Source organism: Nonomuraea marmarensis, assembly GCF_043197025.1.
In the GTDB taxonomy this organism is placed as follows: Bacteria; Actinomycetota; Actinomycetes; order Streptosporangiales; family Streptosporangiaceae; genus Nonomuraea; species Nonomuraea marmarensis.
Genome location: NZ_JBICRM010000050.1, coordinates 1 through 18,776 on the forward strand (window position 1 = coordinate 1; position 18,776 = coordinate 18,776).

At 67.5% G+C, this 18,776-nt stretch carries 20 protein-coding genes, 1 tRNA gene and 1 riboswitch; of the genes, 8 read left to right on the forward strand and 13 right to left on the reverse strand.

What is annotated here, in order from left to right:
• The 4 genes from ACFLIM_RS45710 to ACFLIM_RS45725 all read right to left on the reverse strand — a co-directional run.
• A partial coding sequence (locus ACFLIM_RS45710) for a heavy metal translocating P-type ATPase (RefSeq protein ID WP_393176312.1) occupies positions 1–1,264 on the reverse strand: 1,264 nt, incomplete at its 3' end.
• A gap of 21 nt (positions 1,265–1,285) precedes the next feature.
• Positions 1,286–2,326, reverse strand: coding sequence for a hypothetical protein (locus ACFLIM_RS45715; RefSeq protein WP_393176313.1), 1,041 nt, complete (start codon positions 2,324–2,326; stop codon positions 1,286–1,288).
• Positions 2,323–2,535 (reverse strand): heavy-metal-associated domain-containing protein, encoded by a 213-nt coding sequence (locus ACFLIM_RS45720; RefSeq protein ID WP_393176315.1) that lies wholly within the window; start codon positions 2,533–2,535, stop codon positions 2,323–2,325. The genes ACFLIM_RS45715 and ACFLIM_RS45720 overlap by 4 nt, the downstream gene beginning before the upstream one ends.
• A gap of 23 nt (positions 2,536–2,558) precedes the next feature.
• Positions 2,559–2,840 (reverse strand): metal-sensitive transcriptional regulator, encoded by a 282-nt coding sequence (locus ACFLIM_RS45725; RefSeq protein ID WP_393176317.1) that lies wholly within the window; start codon positions 2,838–2,840, stop codon positions 2,559–2,561.
• 475 nt (positions 2,841–3,315) lie between these two features.
• A riboswitch (cyclic di-AMP (ydaO/yuaA leader) is annotated at positions 3,316–3,453 on the forward strand.
• 13 nt (positions 3,454–3,466) lie between these two features.
• On the opposite strand from ACFLIM_RS45725, the gene ACFLIM_RS45730 reads away from it, so the two are divergent.
• The 3 genes from ACFLIM_RS45730 to ACFLIM_RS45740 all read left to right on the forward strand — a co-directional run bounded on the left by ACFLIM_RS45730 (position 3,467) and on the right by ACFLIM_RS45740 (position 6,311).
• On the forward strand, positions 3,467–4,195 hold the full coding sequence (locus ACFLIM_RS45730) for a glycoside hydrolase family 25 protein (protein WP_393176319.1): 729 nt from the start codon (positions 3,467–3,469) through the stop codon (positions 4,193–4,195).
• A 635-nt stretch (positions 4,196–4,830) separates the two neighbouring features.
• Complete coding sequence (locus ACFLIM_RS45735) at positions 4,831–5,523, forward strand: M15 family metallopeptidase (protein WP_393176321.1); 693 nt, start codon at positions 4,831–4,833, stop codon at positions 5,521–5,523.
• Between the two features lie 77 nt (positions 5,524–5,600).
• Complete coding sequence (locus tag ACFLIM_RS45740; RefSeq protein WP_393176323.1) at positions 5,601–6,311, forward strand: L,D-transpeptidase family protein; 711 nt, start codon at positions 5,601–5,603, stop codon at positions 6,309–6,311.
• A 329-nt stretch (positions 6,312–6,640) separates the two neighbouring features.
• On the opposite strand, the gene ACFLIM_RS45745 is transcribed toward ACFLIM_RS45740, so the two are convergent.
• Positions 6,641–7,261 carry a DUF6042 family protein gene (locus tag ACFLIM_RS45745; RefSeq protein WP_393176325.1) on the reverse strand — a complete coding sequence of 207 codons (621 nt, stop codon included), beginning with the start codon at positions 7,259–7,261 and terminating at the stop codon, positions 6,641–6,643.
• Between the two features lie 138 nt (positions 7,262–7,399).
• Here ACFLIM_RS45745 and ACFLIM_RS45750 point away from each other — a divergent pair, with 138 nt between their 5' ends.
• The gene (locus ACFLIM_RS45750) at positions 7,400–7,681 is read left to right on the forward strand and encodes a hypothetical protein (RefSeq protein WP_393176327.1); all 282 of its coding nucleotides are present in this window, start codon (positions 7,400–7,402) and stop codon (positions 7,679–7,681) included.
• Positions 7,682–7,893: 212 nt separating this feature from the next.
• Here ACFLIM_RS45750 and ACFLIM_RS45755 read toward each other — a convergent pair.
• Positions 7,894–7,965: transfer RNA gene (locus tag ACFLIM_RS45755), tRNA-Arg, on the reverse strand.
• A gap of 116 nt (positions 7,966–8,081) precedes the next feature.
• Here ACFLIM_RS45755 and ACFLIM_RS45760 point away from each other — a divergent pair.
• Positions 8,082–8,486: a response regulator transcription factor gene (locus tag ACFLIM_RS45760; protein ID WP_393176329.1), complete on the forward strand. Its 405-nt coding sequence runs from the start codon at positions 8,082–8,084 to the stop codon at positions 8,484–8,486.
• Positions 8,487–8,600: 114 nt separating this feature from the next.
• Here ACFLIM_RS45760 and ACFLIM_RS45765 read toward each other — a convergent pair whose 3' ends face one another.
• From ACFLIM_RS45765 to ACFLIM_RS45780, 4 genes are all read right to left on the reverse strand, one after another.
• Positions 8,601–9,446 (reverse strand): hypothetical protein, encoded by an 846-nt coding sequence (locus ACFLIM_RS45765; protein WP_393176331.1) that lies wholly within the window; start codon positions 9,444–9,446, stop codon positions 8,601–8,603.
• Between the two features lie 407 nt (positions 9,447–9,853).
• Positions 9,854–10,669: an SAM-dependent methyltransferase gene (locus tag ACFLIM_RS45770; RefSeq protein WP_393176333.1), complete on the reverse strand. Its 816-nt coding sequence runs from the start codon at positions 10,667–10,669 to the stop codon at positions 9,854–9,856.
• A gap of 64 nt (positions 10,670–10,733) precedes the next feature.
• The gene (locus ACFLIM_RS45775) at positions 10,734–10,922 is read right to left on the reverse strand and encodes a hypothetical protein (RefSeq protein ID WP_393176335.1); all 189 of its coding nucleotides are present in this window, start codon (positions 10,920–10,922) and stop codon (positions 10,734–10,736) included.
• A gap of 23 nt (positions 10,923–10,945) precedes the next feature.
• Positions 10,946–13,039, reverse strand: coding sequence for a SpoIIE family protein phosphatase (locus tag ACFLIM_RS45780; RefSeq protein ID WP_393176337.1), 2,094 nt, complete (start codon positions 13,037–13,039; stop codon positions 10,946–10,948).
• Between the two features lie 344 nt (positions 13,040–13,383).
• Here ACFLIM_RS45780 and ACFLIM_RS45785 point away from each other — a divergent pair, with 344 nt between their 5' ends.
• Positions 13,384–14,646, forward strand: a complete 1,263-nt coding sequence (locus tag ACFLIM_RS45785; RefSeq protein ID WP_393176339.1) for a sensor histidine kinase — start codon at positions 13,384–13,386, stop codon at positions 14,644–14,646.
• A 5-nt stretch (positions 14,647–14,651) separates the two neighbouring features.
• On the opposite strand, the gene ACFLIM_RS45790 is transcribed toward ACFLIM_RS45785, so the two are convergent.
• The 3 genes from ACFLIM_RS45790 to ACFLIM_RS45800 are packed head-to-tail and all read right to left on the reverse strand — an operon-like array spanning position 14,652 to position 16,981.
• On the reverse strand, positions 14,652–15,860 hold the full coding sequence (locus ACFLIM_RS45790; protein ID WP_393176341.1) for an acyltransferase family protein: 1,209 nt from the start codon (positions 15,858–15,860) through the stop codon (positions 14,652–14,654).
• Position 15,861: 1 nt separating this feature from the next.
• The gene (locus ACFLIM_RS45795; RefSeq protein WP_393176343.1) at positions 15,862–16,284 is read right to left on the reverse strand and encodes a DUF1707 SHOCT-like domain-containing protein; all 423 of its coding nucleotides are present in this window, start codon (positions 16,282–16,284) and stop codon (positions 15,862–15,864) included.
• Position 16,285: 1 nt separating this feature from the next.
• Complete coding sequence (locus ACFLIM_RS45800) at positions 16,286–16,981, reverse strand: phosphotransferase (protein ID WP_393176345.1); 696 nt, start codon at positions 16,979–16,981, stop codon at positions 16,286–16,288.
• Between the two features lie 168 nt (positions 16,982–17,149).
• Here ACFLIM_RS45800 and ACFLIM_RS45805 point away from each other — a divergent pair, with 168 nt between their 5' ends.
• Both ACFLIM_RS45805 and ACFLIM_RS45810 read left to right on the forward strand, forming a co-directional pair.
• Positions 17,150–17,986: an ABC transporter ATP-binding protein gene (locus ACFLIM_RS45805; RefSeq protein WP_393176347.1), complete on the forward strand. Its 837-nt coding sequence runs from the start codon at positions 17,150–17,152 to the stop codon at positions 17,984–17,986.
• On the forward strand, positions 17,976–18,761 hold the full coding sequence (locus ACFLIM_RS45810; protein ID WP_393176349.1) for an ABC transporter permease: 786 nt from the start codon (positions 17,976–17,978) through the stop codon (positions 18,759–18,761). The genes ACFLIM_RS45805 and ACFLIM_RS45810 overlap by 11 nt, the downstream gene beginning before the upstream one ends.
• Positions 18,762–18,776: the final 15 nt, after the last annotated feature.

Sequence of the window (18,776 nt, forward strand, 5' to 3'; positions counted from 1 at the left end):
TCAGGATGCCGAGCTGCGCACCCCGGCCGGTGCCCACCAGCAGCGCCGTCGGCGTGGCCAGGCCCAGCGCGCACGGGCAGGCGATGATCAGCACCGCCACCGCCGCGGTGAACGCGGCCCCCACGCCATCGCCGGTGCCCAGCCAGAACCCCAGCGTCCCGATGGCCAGCGCGATCACGATGGGCACGAAGATCCCCGAGATACGATCCGCCAGCCGCTGCACCTGCGCCTTGCCCGTCTGCGCCTCCTCCACCAGCCTGGCCATCTGGGCCAGCTGGGTATCGGCGCCCACCCGGGTGGCCCTGACGATCAGGCGGCCGCCCGCGTTGACCGTGGCACCCGTGACGGCGTCGCCCGGCCCAACCTCCACGGGAACGGACTCACCCGTCAGCATGGAGGCATCGACCGCGGAACTACCCTCCTCGATCACACCGTCCGTCGCGATCTTCTCGCCGGGTCGTACGACGAACCTGTCCCCCACCGTGAGCTGGTCGCTCGGGATGCGGGTCTCCACACCGTCACGCAGCACCGCGACATCCTTGGCCCCCAGCTCCAGCAGGGCCCGCAGCGCGGCGCCCGCGCGGCGCTTGGCGCGGGACTCGAAGTAGCGCCCGGCCAGGATGAACGCCGTCACCGCCGCCGCGGTCTCCAGATAGATGTTGCCGGACCCGTCGCTGCGCTCGATGGTGAACGCGAACGGATGCGTCATGCCCGGCGTGCCCGCCGTACCGAAGAACAGCGCCCACAACGACCAGCCGAGCGCGGCAAGGGTGCCGATCGAGATCAGCGTGTCCATGGTCGCGGCGCCGTGCCGCAGATTGGTCCAGGCGGCCTTGTGGAACGGCCAGCCCGCGTATGCCACCACCGGCGCGGCCAGCGTCAGCGACAACCACTGCCAGTTCGTGAACTGCAACGCCGGGATCATCGCCATCGCGACCACCGGCACGGACAACACCACGGAAGTGATCAGGCGGTTGCGCAGCGGCTGAAGTTCGTCCCCCGGCTCTTCCTCGCCTGCCTCAGCCTTGGGCGGAGCGGGCAGCGCCGCGGTGTAGCCGGCCTTTTCCACTTCGGCGATGAGCTGCTCAGGTGCGACGCCTTCGCCGAAGGTGACCTTCGCCTTCTCCGTGGCGTAGTTGACCGTCGCGGTCACGCCGTCCATCTTGTTGAGCTTGCGCTCGATGCGGTTGGCGCACGAGGCGCAGGTCATGCCGCCGATCGAGAGCTCGACCGCGTTCTGCCGGTCATCGATGACAGAAGACATCACCGTTCTCCTTTCTCTCGCTCAGTGGCCGTGATCGTCGCCATGCCCGCTGGGCGTGGCCGTCGGAGTCGTGGTCGTGGTCGTAAGGGGCGTGGCCGTGGGAGTCGTGGTCGTAACGGGCGCCGCCGTCTTATCCGCGCCGAGGGTGAAGTCGGCCGTACGGACCTTGTCCCCGTGCTGGAAGTCCAGGAACAGGCGGTAGTCGCCGCCGCTGGGCACCTCGGCGTAGAAGACGATCTCGGGCCCGGCCTGGGTCTTGCCGTCGCCCGGCGCGCCGTCCGGGTGGACGTGCAGGTAGGCCAGGTCCCTGGCGCGCAGGACCACCAGGTGCCCGTAAGCACCCAGGTAGGGCTGCAGGTCGGTGACCGGCTCGCCGTCCTTGCTCACCTTCAGGGTGAGCTTACTCGCCTGCCCCGGTGTCAGGTCGCCGTCGAGGGTGACGGTGTATCCGTCGACCGTCGCGGTACGGCCGGCCAGCGGCAACGCCTTGGGCTCATACTCGCCCGCCACAGACAGGTCCGTGCCCAGCGTCAGCGCCTCGCCGCCGGTGGGCGCGAAGTCGGCGAAGGCCCGGTACGTCCCCGCCTCCGGCAACGTCAGCTCGACCGACCAGACGCCCTCAGGCGTCATCTCCGGATGCACGTGCTGGAAACTGCTCAGATCACGGGAGACGACGATGAAATGCAGCTTCTTGTCGTGCTCGACCTGGTAATCGGTGACCGGCTTGCCGTCCGGACCCGTCACGGTGAAGCGGAAATCGGTGGGCTCACCCGGCTTGATCGCCCCGGTCAGCGAGGTGAGGGTGTAACCGTTCTCGGACACCTGGAGCCCCCCAGGTGTATCGCTCCTCACCTGCTGGGCGGCGTGCTCACTGTGTTCACCGGACTCCTCAGAGGATGGCGCCGCCATCGCCGCATGCTCCGCCGCGGGCGCCGCCATGGCGGCGTGCTCGTCGGCCGGAGCCGCTCCGACCGGCCCGACCACCTTGCCCGCACCCAGGGCGCCGCCGAAGACGACGACCAGCCCCAGGATGTAGGAACCGAGCTTGGCTGCGGTGTTCATGACTGATTCGCCACTTCGTATCCGGCCTCCTCGACCGCGGCAACGATCTTCGCCGCGTCAACGGAACCGTCGCCGTCCACCCTCAGCAGCCCGCTGGCCAGGTCGACCTCCACGCTCGTGACGCCAGCCACCTCGCCGACCTCTTCCTTGACCGAACTGACGCAATGGCCGCAGGTCATGCCCTTGACGATGTAGGTGGCGGTACTCATATCGATCTCTCCTTCAACCCTGGTCAGGAACGGACAAGCCGGGCAATGGCATCAGAGGCTTCCCTGACCTTCACGTCAGCCTCGGGACCACCCTTCAACGTGGCCTCAGCGACACAGTGAGCCAGATGCTCCTCCAGCAACGAGAGAGCGAACGACCGCAGCGCGCTGGTGGCCGCCGACACCTGAGTCAGGATGTCGATGCAGTATTTGTCGTCTTCGACCATCCGCTGCAGACCACGCACCTGCCCCTCGACCCGGCGCAGCCGCACCGCGTGATCCTGCTTGCTACCGCTATATCCGACCATGCCAGCCTCCCATCGAGCCTCTCACCTACTACAACACTATACCCCCCTACGGTATTTCCCAGGCAAGAGTGCAGTCCATCGCGCTGATGCTCAGCGCCTGTTCGATCCGGTCGAGCGCCCCCCCGGAAGGACCCGGGGGTACTGGCCCGTTCTTCAGATCGTGGCCGGACCCCGCCACTGAACGTGACCGTTCACCGATGTTTACCTCTTACGAGGATCCGGACGGTGTGCGACGACGAGGACGGTGCGGATGCGCACCAGTTCGGCCACGGCCTGCTGGAACGCCCTCCCAACCGGAGAGTTGTATCCCTCGAGCTGCGGATGCGGCTGCTTCCAGCCGTAGGGCGACCGTTCTTGACTGGAAATCTATCCACTTGTAGCCTGCTTGTCAGGTATTTACCCTTATGGGGTGTTTGTAGGTATACGTCCGACTCGTCAGCTCGTTACCAGACCATCGCAAGACCATCACAGAACCGCCCTGTGACCGCTGAATCCGCCACACGCGGAACCGGGGACCCACGTCCCAATTGGGGTGAATCGGCACGCCGTGCCGTAGGGCAGCTTCCACGCCCGAACCCGTCAGCTAACCCGGTAAGCGGTATGGAAGCAAGGAGAACCCCTTCACGATGGCCAAGCACCGTACCCTCCGTGTTCCAAAGATCAACACCTCCTTCGTCGGCGAGACCCGCCCCCTGCGCAAGGTCGCGGCGACCGTATCGCTGGCCCTGGCCGCCGCCCTGGCGGGCGCCGGTCTCGCCGGTCCCGCACAGGCGGATGGCTTCATCGAGGGGCGAGACATGTCCCACTACGAATCCAGCTACGACTGGGCCGGGAGCGGCGCCCAGTTCGGCATCGTCAAGGCGACCGAAGGCACCGACATCATCGACAGTTCGTTCGCGCGTCACTGGGCGGAGATCGGCAAACTTCCCATGGTGCGCGGTGCGTACCACTTCGGGCGCCCCTCCAACGACCCCGTCGCAGAGGCCGACTTCTTCCTCTCCGTGGTGAACAAGCAGCCCGCCAAGGCAGGGGACCTGCTGGTCCTCGACCTGGAAACGACCGACGGTCAGTCCCCGGCGCGAGTGAACGCCTGGGCCAAGACATGGCTGCAACGGGTGAAGTCCAAGACCGGCGTCACACCACTCTTCTATGCCAATTCCAATTTCGCCGAGAAGTACGGCCAGGGATTGGGCGAGTACCCACTGTGGGTGGCCAACTACAACGAGGCCAAGGGCACGGTCACCCCGCCGTCGCCCTGGAAGAAGTGGATCATCCACCAGTACACCGACGACCCGGTGGACCAGAACGTCTCCTCCCTGCACCAGGACCAGCTCCGCGCCCTCGGCCGGAGATAATCCGATCGCTCCCAGCGAACCCTGAACGGCTGGAGCGAGCCTCCACCGCCGCTACGGCCCTGGATCTGCTCGACACCCTGCGCCATGAGCTCGACATCTCAATCCTGCTCATCACCCACGACGTGACCTTGGTCGCCGACCACGCCGACCAGATGCTCGTCATGTCAGCAGGCCGGATCGTGGAGACCGGAAACCCCGCAAGGTACGCATGGCGCCACGGCACCCCACGACCATCGACCTTCTCGCTGCCAGCGTCATCGAGACCGTGACGGCGTCGAGACCGACGCAGCCGACCACGTAGATCCATGGGCTTGTGGCACTCGAGTCGGGCGGCGTGTCGGTACTCGTCGATCAGCTCACCGAGGCTCGTTCGCCTTCCACGGTGTCGATGAAGGCGCTGAGGCCCTTTCTCCGGTGGCCGCCCGGGCCAGCGCCATAGTCCTCAGGGAAGGGGGCGCGGCGGCCCAACTCGCCGCCGAGCCGGACGTAGCAGGCCAGGGTTCGAGTTCTACGACGGCACACGGATCGCGGCCACAGGCGTGGCCTGAGTCTGCCGTTATGTCCGTAAGAGGATCGATGGCCGGTCATATCTGATCGATTAGAACAGGCAGCTGAAGAGTGCCTAACCTGGGGAGATGGCATTCATCCCGCACCGCACGCCAGCTGCGGCGGCACTCGTTCTGCTCAGCGTGACCGGCGTCGCTATGGTGACGGCTGCGGCGTCCCCTCCGGCGCCCTCTCCCTCGGGCACATCACAGAAATTCACCGCCATAGTGACACCAGTGTCCCCGGACCAGCTGCGCTATTCCTGGCGCCGTGGATGCCCGGTGCAACCCGACGATCTCAGAATGATCAGCATGACCTACTGGGGTTTCGATGGCAGGCCCCACACAGGCAAGCTGGTGGTCAACGAATCAGTGACCAACCAGGTCGTCTCGGTCTTCAAGATGCTGTACGGTCATCGCTTCCCCATTCGGCAGATGCAGCCGGTGGACGTCTACAAGGGCAGCGACGACGCCTCCATGACGGCGGACAACACCTCGGCCTTCAACTGCCGGCACGTCAAGACCACCGGCACTTGGTCGCAACACGCCTACGGCCTGGCGATCGACGTCAATCCCCGAGAGAATCCCTACATCCACCCCTATCCAGGCGGCACCATCGATCCCACGAACGCGAAGGGCTATGTTCAGCGGCCTCTGAACCGGCCAGGAGTCATCAACCCCGCTGACGACGTCGTTCGCGCGTTCAAGAAGATCGGCTGGGGCTGGGGCGGATCCTGGTCTGGCGAGAAGGACTACCAGCACTTCTCCCAGAACGGACGATGACGTCTGCGCCGCGACCGCTGCCGGAGAGCGCGGGGACGCCGCCCGAGCACACCTCTCGCCTGGCTAGCCTGACCTGCATGAACAGCACCAATCAGAGAGCGCCTGCGGACCCGAGAATGGCTTCCGTCCGCGTGAGTGCCGCTCTGCTTGCACTCGTCATGATTTTCAGCGGGTTCTTCGGTGCCCGTGCCGTGTCCGCGTCTGCGGCCGCTCTGCCACCCCCGTCGCCGGGACGGCAGCTCATCACCGTGACGGCCGACTCATACCAGAAGACCACTGCCACACTGGTGGCCTACACCGCAGAGGGCAGCCGCTGGGTGAAGACGTATGGGCCGTGGACAGCGAACGTCGGCAAGAGCGGCATCGCCCCGCCGAGCCAGAAGCGGGAAGGCGACGGGCGCACCCCGTCCGGCACGTACGGGTTCGACTTCATGTTCGGGATCAAGCCCGACCCCGGTGTGAAGTTCCCATACCGGCAGGCGTTCTCCTACGACAAGTGGAATGACGACTCCACCAGTCCCCTCTACAACGAGTGGGTGGACGCCCGCCACGCCGATCCGGGGGTCGCTCCCGAGAACATGGTGACTCCCCCGGCTTACGACTACGGCGCCGTGATCGCCTATAACACCAAAAACCGTACCCCCTACCTGGGTAGCGCGATCTTCCTTCACATCAGTAGCGGCGCGCCCACCACGGGCTGCGTCAGTCTGCCGGTCGACGAACTGCTGCAGGTGCTGCGCTGGATGGATCCAAAGCACTCCCCACAGATAGATATCAGAGTCGCATGACGCAGGAGCGAGGGGATCGGTCCCTGCCCTCTTCACGATCTCCCACACCGTCGAGTACGCAATCTTGTGACCCAGCCGGGCCAGCTCACCCTGAATCCGGCGGTGCCCCCACCCCGAAGCCTGCCGGGCCATCCGAAGTGACGCGTCTGGCTGCTTAGGATCTGGGCGGTGTATCTAGATCGTCGCCACGTGATATTGGAGTCGAAGCCCGGGACCAGCAGTTCAGTGCCGCAAGGATTCAGTGACCTCTGGTCGAAGAACCGTGAACGACAAAACGCTACGCATGAACAGATGATGACGTGTGGGAGCCGATAAATCATCCGGGCAGGTCAAGCCGCATGCCGATACTCTTCAGAACGCCGCCAAGCCTCGCATATCTCCTCTTCTGCGGCCAGTAGCTGCCTGGAGAGTTCTCCTAACGTCGCCGAGACGGTGCAGCCCGGGCTCCACACCGCCACGGCGGCCAGGTCGGCGGCGAAGGAGGTGTAGCGGTGAAACGCGTCCTGACGCCGGATCATGGCCACTTGCCCGGTCGGCAGGCGCAGCACCTCCTCGGCACGCGGTGGCTTCGTGGAGCGGCGATAGCGGGTCACCTCATCGGAGGTCGTCTCAGCGATCACCTGGCCGGCCGTCACCAAGAGCTGGAGCAGTTCCCGCCGCGTGGTCGGTGCGGGCACACCTACCTGGACGGCGATTTCCGACAGATCATCGGAAAGGCTGGCGCTCCAGTCACCTGAACTGCTGGACCACGGGTGGTAGGCGGCGGCGATCTGTTCCTCGGTGGCTTCACCCGGGGCGGCTGCCACCCGGACGGCGTGCAGCATCTCTGTCAATTGGTTATCGTTGCCCGGAAATGGTTTTCGGGCTTCCATAAATACCGTGCAATGCTCGCCCGGAACATCGGTGGAGCTACTGTCAGGCCATCTTAAGGCGATGCGGGCGACGGTCATATAGGACTTTTAATTCCTATATCTGTACAAACCTCCAACGTGAGGAAATCAAGAGCAGCAGGGGCGGACCGCTCCCGTTCTCCCGAACGCGCCGACGATCGAGGCGCTACAGCTGTCAGTTAGAGGGAGTGTTCCTTCTTGGAGGCCAAACGCGCCGCGTTGAGTGGCTGGGCCCATCAGCACGGCGACGTTCCCGAGCAGTTGCAGGCCGCTCTGAAGCGCGAGGCCTTCCGGCGCGACCGCCAGGCGAGCAGGCGCTACCGGCTCAAGGGCCTCGGCCGCGGCCTTCCACGACTGGGGGGCGGGGTCCATGCCGACTTCCACGAGTTCATCACCATCGAGCGCACCACAGGCGATCTCACAATGATCGTGGCCGCCGACGAATTGATCAGCACCTGGGTGATACGGAGGATCTGCTGACCCGCCGATCTCAATCGCGTCTGAAGAAGCAGGGGCGTGACATGAGGTCGCCGCGCTGTTCGAGGCTTGGTCAGAAGCTCTATCGTGGCCCACAACTGGCCCACAGCTAGCGAGCGTCAACGAGAACGGGCGGGACTCCGTGAGACTGGAGGCCCGCCCGTTCGTACGCTGTTTGCCCTGGTCAGCGGCCGAAACCGCTGCTCAAGATCGAGTGCCCCCTGTAGGATTCGAACCTACGCACCCGGCTCCGGAGGCCGGTGCTCTATCCCCTGAGCTAAGGGGGCTCAACGAGTGATAAGGCTATCAGCATCCTGACACCACTCGGCACCGGATAACGCTCCTCGAACGCATCCTGTGAAAACCGCCCGTGACCGCCTCGCTACAGGTTAACTTTGCGCCCGTGGGCGAGGTTCTTGGGAAAGTACTGGTCGTGGACGATGACGAGGTCATCCGGCAGCTCATTGCGGTCAACCTGAACCTGGAGGGGTTCGAGGTCGCAACCGCCACCGATGGGCAGGATTGTCTCGAACGTGTGCTCGACGTCATGCCGGATGTCATCACGCTGGACGTGATGATGCCGTGTCTGGATGGATGGGCAACGGCGGAGAGGTTGCGCACTGAGGAGGCGACCAGCCACATCAAGGTGGTGCTGATCACGGCCAGGGCGCAGGACGATGACAAGAGGCGGGGGCGGGGCATCGGAGTCGATGCGTATCTGACGAAACCGTTCGATCCGGCTGAGCTCATTCAGGTTGTGCGGGAGTTGGCGGAGAACGGTCGGAGTACAGGGCAGGGGCGGTGTTGAGTCTCCCGTGTTCGGGTGAGAGGGCTTACGTCTCGGGGTCCCGTGCTCGGGTGGCTCGGGTGCCGGGGGTTCCGCGCTCAGTTCAGAGGCTCGGAACCCCGGGCGTTGCCGACGTCACTCGCTCCTGGAACGGCACGCGTCAGGCGCACGATGGCATAGGACGGGGAGCCTGCTTAATGCGTCCAACACCACGCGATCACCCAGCGGCTCGTCCAGCCTGATGACGTCCCGGCCGAATCGGCCAACGCCCGCGCACAGGCCGCCGCCCTGATCGGGGACGTAGAGCCCCAGGACCACCACATCCGGCTTCTCGCTGACTCGTAGGCTGACGTCGAGCGGCTCTCTGCTGCAGGAGCCGTAGTCATAGCTCACCAGCAGCGTGCGTTCGTCGAGTACCTCGAAGTCCGTAACCTGCTCGCCTGAAACATGGTCGCCGACGGCGTCCTCGACGGTGCCGACCGCGTCCCGGTCGACCGCGACGCGGTCGATCGGGCCAGGCAGGTTCGAGAAGTACAGCCGCCACGCGGGCACGGTTGCCATGCCGCGTACGGTCTTCAGCCGCATCGTCGTGAAGGTGGCGCCGGTCAGCTTGTACGACTCGTCGTCGGGAAAGGTGTACTCCTCAGGCCAGGGGGACAGAGCCAGCAGCGCATCTCGCGGCCCGATCACAGGGACCCGCATCGTGGACCCGTCGTCCCAGCGGACCTGCGCCTCGGCCGGCGAAGTGGGGAGTGAGCCGGCCACAACCCAGCCGTACTCCTCATCATGCTGGATCCGCTTGTGCACCTCCGGCGGCATCGCGCTCAGGTCCCCGACCGGGACGAAACCCTTGCGCCAGATCTCCGCCGCACCGCTGGTCCGCCAGGTCCAGACGGCTTGCGCGGCGTGGTCTTCAAACGTGAGCGGCCCGATTAGGAGACGGCCGCCGCTGAGAAGCAGCACCACCGTCAGAAGTGTCATGACTAATCGCAGCATATGGCGATCTTGACAGGATCCCGCATCCGACGCCGACGAGACTCCTTAAGCATGATCACATACCATCAGCGTACGTACCGCATCGCGTAACACCGTTCGCCCCTCTTCCCGGAGTCCAATGCGCGGCGCCTGGAAATGCCGGCCGATGCCGTCGCCGAGCAGTGGACGCGCGAGGAGCGGCAGCGCAGGCTGCTCGACCCTTTCCCGTTGCGGGTGACGTGGCACACCCTCGGCCCGCCGTTCAGCGATCACTGGTCGGTCATCCGCCAAGGCACTGATGAGTCCCCGCTGTGGCTGGACGGGGCCCTCGACGATTTGCACCGGATCGTCACCACTGCTGTTCCCACCCAGCGTCTGGTGCTGTTGGGGGAACCCGGCTCGGGCATTCAGGCTCAGGGAACGCGGCCGATGCCGCAGAGGATGTCGGCTCCGCCCGGGCCGGCCAGCGACGGATCAAGAGTGCCTTCGGCGCGCCAGTCGGTCGTCGACACCAGGCCCGGCTCCAGCATCTCCAGGCCCTCGAAGAAGCCGGCCACCTGCTCGCGCGTGCGCGGGGTCACGTTTCCCGCGCTGGTCCTGCGGTAGACCTCGCGGCCCTCGCCCACCACGTCCCTGTCGAGCTCGCCCGCGGTCACGTGGGAGAGGATCAGATGGCTGCCGGAGGGCAGGCTTTCGCGAATGGCACGGACGATGCCCTGGGCCAGATCGTCGTCGGGGATGAAGTGCAACACGGCGACCAGGATCACGGCCAGAGGCTGCTGGAAGTCGAGCTGTCGCGTGATCTCCGGGTGGCCGAGGATGGCTTTGGGGTCGCGCATGTCGCCCTCCACCACGATGGTGTCCGCGGTCTCCGCCAGCAGAGCGCGGGCATGCACCAGCACGATCGGATCGTTGTCGACGTAGACCACCCGGGAACCGGGAGAGACGCGCTGCGCCACCTGGTGGACGTTCTCCTGGGTCGGCAGGCCGGTGCCTATGTCAAGGAACTGGCGGATCCCGCTCTCGGCGACCGCGCGTACGGCACGGCCCAGGAACGCCCGGTTGGCCTGCGCGATCTCCTTCGCGTTGGGCGAGAGCTGGATGATCTGCGCCGCGGCCTCACGGTCGGCGGCGAAGTTGTCCTTGCCGCCGAGCAAATAGTCGTACATCCGGGCCACGCTCGGCACGGTCGGGTCCACCCCCACAGGGGCCCGCTCCTGCTCGGTCATTCCTGCTCCTTTGTCCTCACGCCCTCTATGGATCTTAAAGGATCCCTTTCATCGGCAAAGGATCTTAGACAGGGGAGATGGCACGTTTCGGCTGGGTCGCACGGGCGGCCAGGGACTCGAACCGCTCCTTGTCGACTTTGACCGGCTTGCCCTGGGCCTGGGTCCGGGCGGCACCACGGGCGGGCGCCGGGCGGGGGTCGGGCGGGCGTCGGGCGGGATCGACCACGGCCTCCGGGCGGACTCCAGACGGCATCGGTGCGGCCTCCGCGACGGCCGTCACTTCCAGCGGCGCCAGGAACGTCGCCGGGAGGGTGGAACGCTGGGATTCGATACGCGGGTGCGGGCCATGAGGAGGGCCACGTCGTCCTCGGCGGTGGTGCCTCCGACCATGGTGTCGATCACCGTGGTGCACAGCTGCTCCAGCGGGAGCGTGGCCTGGGACAGGGCGGCGCGGAGGCGTTCCAGGCCCGCGTCGATGTCGGCCTCGCGGGTCTCGATCAGGCCGTCCGTGTACAGGACGATCAGGGTGCCCTCGGCGAGTTCGAGTTCGAGGGACTCGTAGGAGCCCAGCCCCAGACCGATCGGGGTGCCGCTGGGCAGGCGGGGGAAGCCGACGCCGCCGGCCGGGTCGACGAGCGCGGGTGGCGGGTGGCCGGCCGCGGCCATGGTGCAGCGCCGGGTGGCCGGGTCGTAGACCACGTACACGCAGGTGGCGGCGATGACGTCATGGTCGAGACCGTCGGCGCCGGCGTCCGGCTCGCCCATGCGGGCGACCAGGAGGTCGAGGTGGGCGAGCAGCTGGTCGGGCGGCAGGCCCACGTACGTCAGGGTGCGCACGGCGATGCGCATTCGTCCCATCCGCGCCGCGGCGTTGATGCCGTGCCCGGTCACGTCACCCACGACCAGGGCGATCCGGCCGTCGGGCAGCGGGATCGCGTCGAACCAGTCGCCACCGACGCCGTCGTGGATGCCCGAGGGCAGGTAGCGCCAGGCCACCTCGACGGCGCCGCCGCCGGACAGGTCGTGCGGCAGCAGGTGGCGCTGCAGCGCCAGGGCGGCGGTGCGCTCGCGGGTGTAGCGGCGGGCGTTGTCGAGCCTCAGCGCGGCGCGGCCGGCGAGCTCCTCGGCGAGCGCCAGATCGTCTCTCGCGAACGGCACCGGGTTGTCGGTGCGGACGAACACGGTGATGCCCAGGATGTCGCCGCGGGCCCGGAGCGGCACGATGATCAAGCTGTGCATGCGGGTCTCGTTAATGATCTTCAGCCGTTGCCGGTCGAGCCATCGTCCCGGCGAGGTGTCCAGTACGGGTTCGAAATGGGACCGGCCCGAGGACAGGACTTCGGTGAAGGGGGAGGACGGAGCGACGAAGACCGGGTCCCCGAGCCGCCAGAGGGCTTCGGGGATTCCTTCGTGGATCGAGGCCAGACCCGCGCGGCGGAACACCGGGATGCCCACCTCCGTGGCGGCCAGCCGGTGCAGGGGCTCGTCGTCCTGCAGGACCGCCCCGGCGAGATCGACCGAGACGTAGTCGGCCAGGACCGGCACGGCCACGTCCGCCAGCGCCTGCGCGGTCTTCTTGACGTCGAGCGTGCCGCCGATCCGGGCGCCGGCCTCGATGAGCAGGGTCAGGCGCTGGCGCGCCCGGCTCTGAGTGATGTCGAGGGCCAGCGCCAACACCCCCGTCGGCCGGCCGTCCAGGCTGCTGTCGAGACGGAACAGGGAGATCGAGAAGGTACGGTCCTCGCCCTGGTCCGCCGTGGTCCAATGGAACTCGCGGTCGATCACGGGGGCGCCGTCGGAGAGCACCTGCCGCATCGCCGCTCGAAGGTCCTCGGCGTCGAACCCCGACGCGCTCTCCTCCAGCGGGCCGCCGGCCTGGAGGAGCTTCCGCAGGTACTGCGCCCTCTCGTTCCGCCAGACGCAACGAAGCTCGCGGTCCCACATCCACATGGCCACGGGAGAGCGGTTGATCAGCGGCTCCATCACCGACTTCGCGGAGTCTTCCGCGCCCGCGGTCATCGCCGACAGGAGCCAGACCGCGGTCCCTTGCGAGGTACGCAGCCGGGAGCCTTCGAGTCGCAGCAGGAGCGCGCTGCCGTCGCGGTGGCGTGCCTCGGCTACGCCGATCCAGTGATCCAGGTGGCCGAACTTCCTGACCCACGCCGAGATCCGCGCCTCACGGTCGTCGGGCTTGAGGAGAACCGCGCCGGAACGGCCGAGAACATCGGCGGCACGATATCCGAGGAGATCTTCCGCGGCCTGGGTCCATCCGATCACCGTGCCCTCGGCGTCGATCATGGCAACTGCGGGGATTACCGCTTTCGCCGCGCCGCCCCCCGTAGCGTCAGATGCGGCCATATCAACACCCATTCACATATTTGATCGCATCGACACCACAACCCCGCTGACCTGAGGCGATTCTTGACCGGCCCTTGGCCCTGCGACAACATTTCGTTGTTTCCTTGGAAGCCCTCAACGGCGCGGTTGAAGCTGACTGACCGTGGCACACCCAGTCAACTTCGCCGGAACGGCCATACAGTTCACGTATGGCGAGTGACGAAGCGCTCCTCGCTACCATACGAGGGCACTCTGACTCAGGGGGTGAGCACCTGACTTTCTGGGTGAGTGGCATGCTCTGGTATCGGCCATCGTTTCGGGCTCGCAGGACAGTGGCGTCCGGCGCCGTCGCGGCACTGGTGTGCGTCGTCGTCAGCATGCTCTTCCTCCTGTTCACCGGCAATCAGGAGGCGGACGCCGCCCAGGGTCAGGTCACCGAGGCCTGGAACCAGGTCGTCCCCCTCATCCGGCAGGGCCCCCTCCCCCCCGTCCTGCCCAAAGCCGACGTCGAGGCGATTCAGGTCCTGGACGCACACGGCCGGGTGGCCGCGGCGACCCCGGAACTCGTCGGCAAGCCGCCGATCGCCACCTTCCAGGCGATCAACAGGAACGTGCGCACCGCCCGGGTGTTGTGCCCGCCGATCGGGCTGAAGGGCTGCATGACCGTCGCCTCGTACAAGGTCTATCAGCCGCAAGGGGTCTGGCTGCTCTACGTGACGGTTCCGGTGGTCCCCTGGTACGGAGAGACCGCGGCGCTCCTGCTGGCGATCGGCGTGTCATTCGTGGCCACCACATTGATCACCGCCTGGGTGTTCCGTGATCTCACCAAGGCCGTGGGCCCGGTGAACGCCATCCGGGCCGAACTCGCGGAGATCACCGCCACCGACCTCGACCGCCGGGTCCCGGTCCCCAGGAAGTACGAAGAGATCAAGTCCCTGGCGGAAACCGTGAACGACACCTTGGACCGCCTGGAGGGCGCCTACACGCGGCTACGGCGCTTCACCGCGGACGCCTCACACGACCTGCGCACCCCCATCACCGGCATGCGGGCCCAGTTGGAGGAGGCGCTCCTGCACCCACGGGACACCGATTGGCCGACGATGACCAAGGCGGTGCTCACCGGGGTGGACCGGCTCCAAGGGATCGCGGCCGACCTGCTGACTCTGGCCGAGCTGGACGCGCACGCCCCCATCTGTCGCGTTCCGACAGATCTGCGCCAGTTGGTCAGTGCCGAACTGGACCGCCGGGTCTACCGGAAGGAGATCATCAAGGACCTGCCGGAGAGCGTCCTCGTCGATTGTGACCGGCTGCGGATCACGCGGGTGCTGGTCAACCTGCTCGACAACGCCGAACGCCACGCCATCTCGCAGATCACCGTCAGCGTACGAACCGACAGGGCGTCGGCGGTCATGGCGGTCTCCGACGACGGCGCCGGAATCGCCGCCGAATACAGGGAGATGGTCTTCGACCGCTTCACCCGGCTGGACGCCGCGCGCAACCGTGACGCGGGAGGGACCGGGTTGGGGCTGGCGATCGCCAAGGAGATCGCCGAAGCCCACGGGGGCACCCTGACCATCGAGGACAGCGAACGAGGCGCCCGATTCGTCCTGCGCCTTCCCGTACTCGATGCCCGCGTTTGACCCGCTCAGGGCTTGGGGCGCATGCCGAACAGGAAGCGGGTCAATCTGGTACGGCGGACCACGAACTCGTAGGCGGTGCCGATCAGGGCGAGCGAGATCGCGACGATCATCAGGAACTTGACGGGGATCGGCGCGTCCCACCGGACCACGAGGTAGGCGACCGCGACCACGATCGGCTGGTGCAGGACGTAGAGGGGCAACACGGCCTCGGCCAGGTAGGCGCGCCGGCCCCCAGCCTCGCGGGCGGGTCCTGGGCGGGGTGGGCGCGGGCGGTCGAGGAGGCCGAGGATCGCCGTCAGCCAGCACCATCCGGCCGCGCCGTACAGGAACCTGCCGGCCATCGCGAAGGGGGTCAGGTCCGTGAAGGCGCCGTCGCCGGCCGCCAGCATCATCGGGGCGCCGATCAGGAAGAACGCCAGGCCCACGGCGGCGACCAGGCGGGTGTCGCGGCGGAGGGCGGATCTGAAGCGTGCGTCGGTGGTGAAGACGAAGCCGAGCAGGAAGAAGATCAGGTAAGCCCAGCGGTTCCAGCCGGCGTACTCCTCCTCCAGCCCCGCCAGCGCGCAGAACAGCGCCAGGGGCAGCGCGGGCAGGAGGGTGGCGCCGCGGCGGCGCAGCGCGTACGCGGCCGCGCGCTCGCCGAGACGGGCCGTCCAGCCGGATCGCCCGGCTGCGGCGGCGGCCCGGACCCAGTGCGTCAAAGGGGCCAGGAGCAGGGAGAACGTCAGCAGCAGCACCAGGAACCACAGGTGGCCGGTCTCGAAATAGTCGCCTTGCAGGATGAAGGGGAAGTCGCTCAGGTCTAGGTGGACCCGGAAGAAGCGGGGCAGGAACTCCAGGTACGACAGCTGCTGGGCAGGGTCGGAGCGCAGCCGTAACCACTGCGGGACCGGGACGATCGCGACCGTCGCGAACACCAGCGGCACCCCGATGCGGCGCAGGCGTTCGGCGACGAACCCGGCGGTGCCGCGGTGGCGCAGGGAGTGCCAGGCGCCCAGGCCCGCGACGAAGAAGAGCATCGGCATCGCCCACAACACGCCGGCGGCGGCGATGACGAAGGTGGCGCCGGTGGTCTCCGCGTTCTTCACGTAGAAGTCGTCGCGCGCGTCGAACACCATCGCCGAGTGGAAGAACACCAGTCCGACGACCATCAGGACGCGGAGGGAGTCGAGCTCCGTGCGCCGCCCCGATGCCGTGGGCGATTGCAGGGCCATGTCAGCGTCCTTCGGCTGTCGCGTCTCGTCTGCGGATGATGGTGACCGCAGTCACCATAGCCAGGATGACCGCGGGCGCGAACATCTCCTTGGGCCAGAAGTCCACCGGGCACGGATCGGCCGCGCTCACCGCCGCCCAGACCGCGATGTTGCCCCCCAGGAGAGCGGCCCACCCGGCCCAGACGACCTTCAGCCAGCGGGGGACCACTTTCGGCGGGGCGGGGGGCCGGCTCCGGCGGCGTTCCGCGGGCAGGTCGGCGACCAGCGCGGCGAGCTCGCGGCGGGTCACGGACTGGTAGGCCAGGCCCACGCGGTCGTTGAACTCCCCGAAGTCGAGGCAACCCTCCTGCACGGCCACGCGCAGCCGTTCGGCGGCGGCTTCGCGGTCGGTGTCGGATGCCCGTACGTCGCGGTGCTCGTCCATGTCAGATCTCCCAGCGATCTCCCAGCGGAAAAGCCGTCCGGGTTTCCCGGTCGAGGAAATCGGTGATCTCCGCTTTTTCCGCTGCCGTGATGTTGCGGTCCGCGCGGCGGCGGTCGGCGATGGCCTGGAGGTACGGCCGCGCCGCCGCGGCGTCGATGTCCTCCAGGAACGCCGCGAGCATGCCGGCCCGGCCCGCCTCGATCGACGGCTCGACGGGGACGGTGGCCAGGACCAGCCAGGTGCAGGCGACGTCCGCACCCGGAGCGCCCCGTGCCGCGTTCGCCCAGTCGATGACCCGGGGGCCCTCCTCGGTCAGGAGCACGTTGGCGGGGTGGAGGTCCAGGTGGAGCAGGCGGTTGCCGGGGCAGCCCGCGGCGGCCTGGAGCCAGCCGGGGGCCCGTACGGTGGCCAGCTCGCGCAGCAGGGCGGCCAGGAGGCGGCCGTGTTCCGGTGCGCGCCCGGGGGCGCGGGCCGCCTCGGCCATGAGGCTCGGGCCCTCCACGCGCTCCATGAGGATGTCAGGGCCGTCGGCGTCGAAGACCTCGGGGGCGGGGAATCCGTGGCGCCAGGCGTGGCGCATGACGGCGGCCTCACGCTCCAGGCTGCGGCCGTCGCGGGCACGCCGGATGATCCTCCCCGCTCCGGCCTCGAAAATCTCGCAGTCGTATCCGGACGCGATCAACGACCCAGCGTTCATATCGGTCAGATTAGGCAGTAAAGCCAAGTCACGAAATATCGGGCCAGTGGCCGGTTTTTCCGGCAACTACCTGCCACCAGCCAGCCCCTTATTTCCGGCCATCGCCCGGCCAATATGGCTTTAACCGCACTCGCCCGCTTATTCCATTAATTATAGGGAGGTGACACGTTGCTGGCGGCAACCGATCTCGTCAAACGGTACGGCACGGTCCAGGCGCTCGACGGGTTCACTCTGAGCGTGGCGCCCGGTGAGATCGTCGGGCTCCTCGGGCACAACGGCGCTGGGAAGACGACCTTCGTGGAGATCGTGTCCCGCCTGGTCCGCCCGGACAGCGGACAGGTGACCATCGACGGCAAGCCCCCCTCCGCCGCCCGCGGCGAGGTCGGCGTGGCACCCCAGCACATCGCGCTGTACCCCTCAGTCACCGTACGGGAGCACCTGGAGCTGTACGGCAGGCTCGCCGGACTGCGCCGGGCGGCGCTGCGCGCGGCCATCGAGGATCTCTCGGTCGTCCTGCGGCTCACCAAGATCATGGACAGGAGGGCCGGCAAGCTCTCCGGCGGGCAGCAGCGCCGTACCCAAGCGGCCAGCGCGCTCGTACACCGGCCCGGCCTGCTGCTGCTCGACGAGCCCACCGCGGGCGCCGACCTGGAGACCCGGCAGGCCATGCTCGAGGTGGTCAAGCAGCGCGCGGGAGAGGGCGCGGCCGTCGTCTACACCACCCACTACCTGCCCGAGCTCACCGAGCTCCAGGCCACGATCGCGGTCGCGCGCAACGGCCGGATCATCGCCAGGGGCGCCGGCGATGAGCTGCTGAAGGACCTGCCGGGCGAGGTGCGGGTCACGCTGGACGACCAGGAGGAGATCGCGGTCTCCACCTCGGATCCGGCCGCGACCCTGATCGACCTGCTCCGCCGGGTGGACCGTCCGGTCACCGCGGTGGACGTGCGCAACGCGTCCTTGGACGACCTCTATCGATCCCTGGCGGTCCACGATGCTTCTTGACTCCGCGCCACGCGGGCTCGGCGTGTCCGACGCCCTCTACCGGATCTCCGCGCTGGCCAGGCACAACCTGATCATCCGGTTACGCGATCCGGGGCAGATGATCAGCTACGTCGTCATGCCGATGGTGCTCATGCTGGTGCTGAAACCCCTGTACGTCAGGGCTCTGGAGGGCGGCGCGACCCAGATCGCCACCGGCCTGATGGTGATGTTCTCGGTGTTCGCGATCTCCCTGGCGGGCAACTCGATCCTGTCGGAACGCACCTGGCGCACCTGGGACCGGCTGCGGGTGAGCCGGGCGCCGGCGTACGAGCTGCTGATCGGCAAGACGCTGCCGCTGTTCGCGGTGATGATCGCGCAGCAGTCGATCCTGGTGGTGTACGGCTGCCTGGCCATCGGGCTGCCCGTGCCGCCCGCCCCGGGCCTGGTCCTGCTGGCCATCGTGATCTGGGCGTTCGCGCTGCTGGCGATCGGCGCGGCGCTGGCCACGACGGTGCGCAGCCACGGCGAGCTCAGCGTGATCGCCGACGTCGGCGCGCTCACCCTCAGCTCGCTGGGCGGGGCCCTGGTGCCGCTGAGCATCATGCCCGACTGGGCGCAGGTGGCCGCGCACGTCTCCCCCGGCTACTGGGCGCTGACCATGATGCAGGCCGCGGTCCGCGCGGACGTGGCGGGCGTCCTGCTGCCCGCCGCCGTCCTGCTGGCGCTCGGCCTGCTGGCCGGCGTGTTCGCCGCCCGTCGCCTGACGCGCGGCTGGGATCGGGGCGGGCTGCTGTGAGAGCAACTTCAGTGA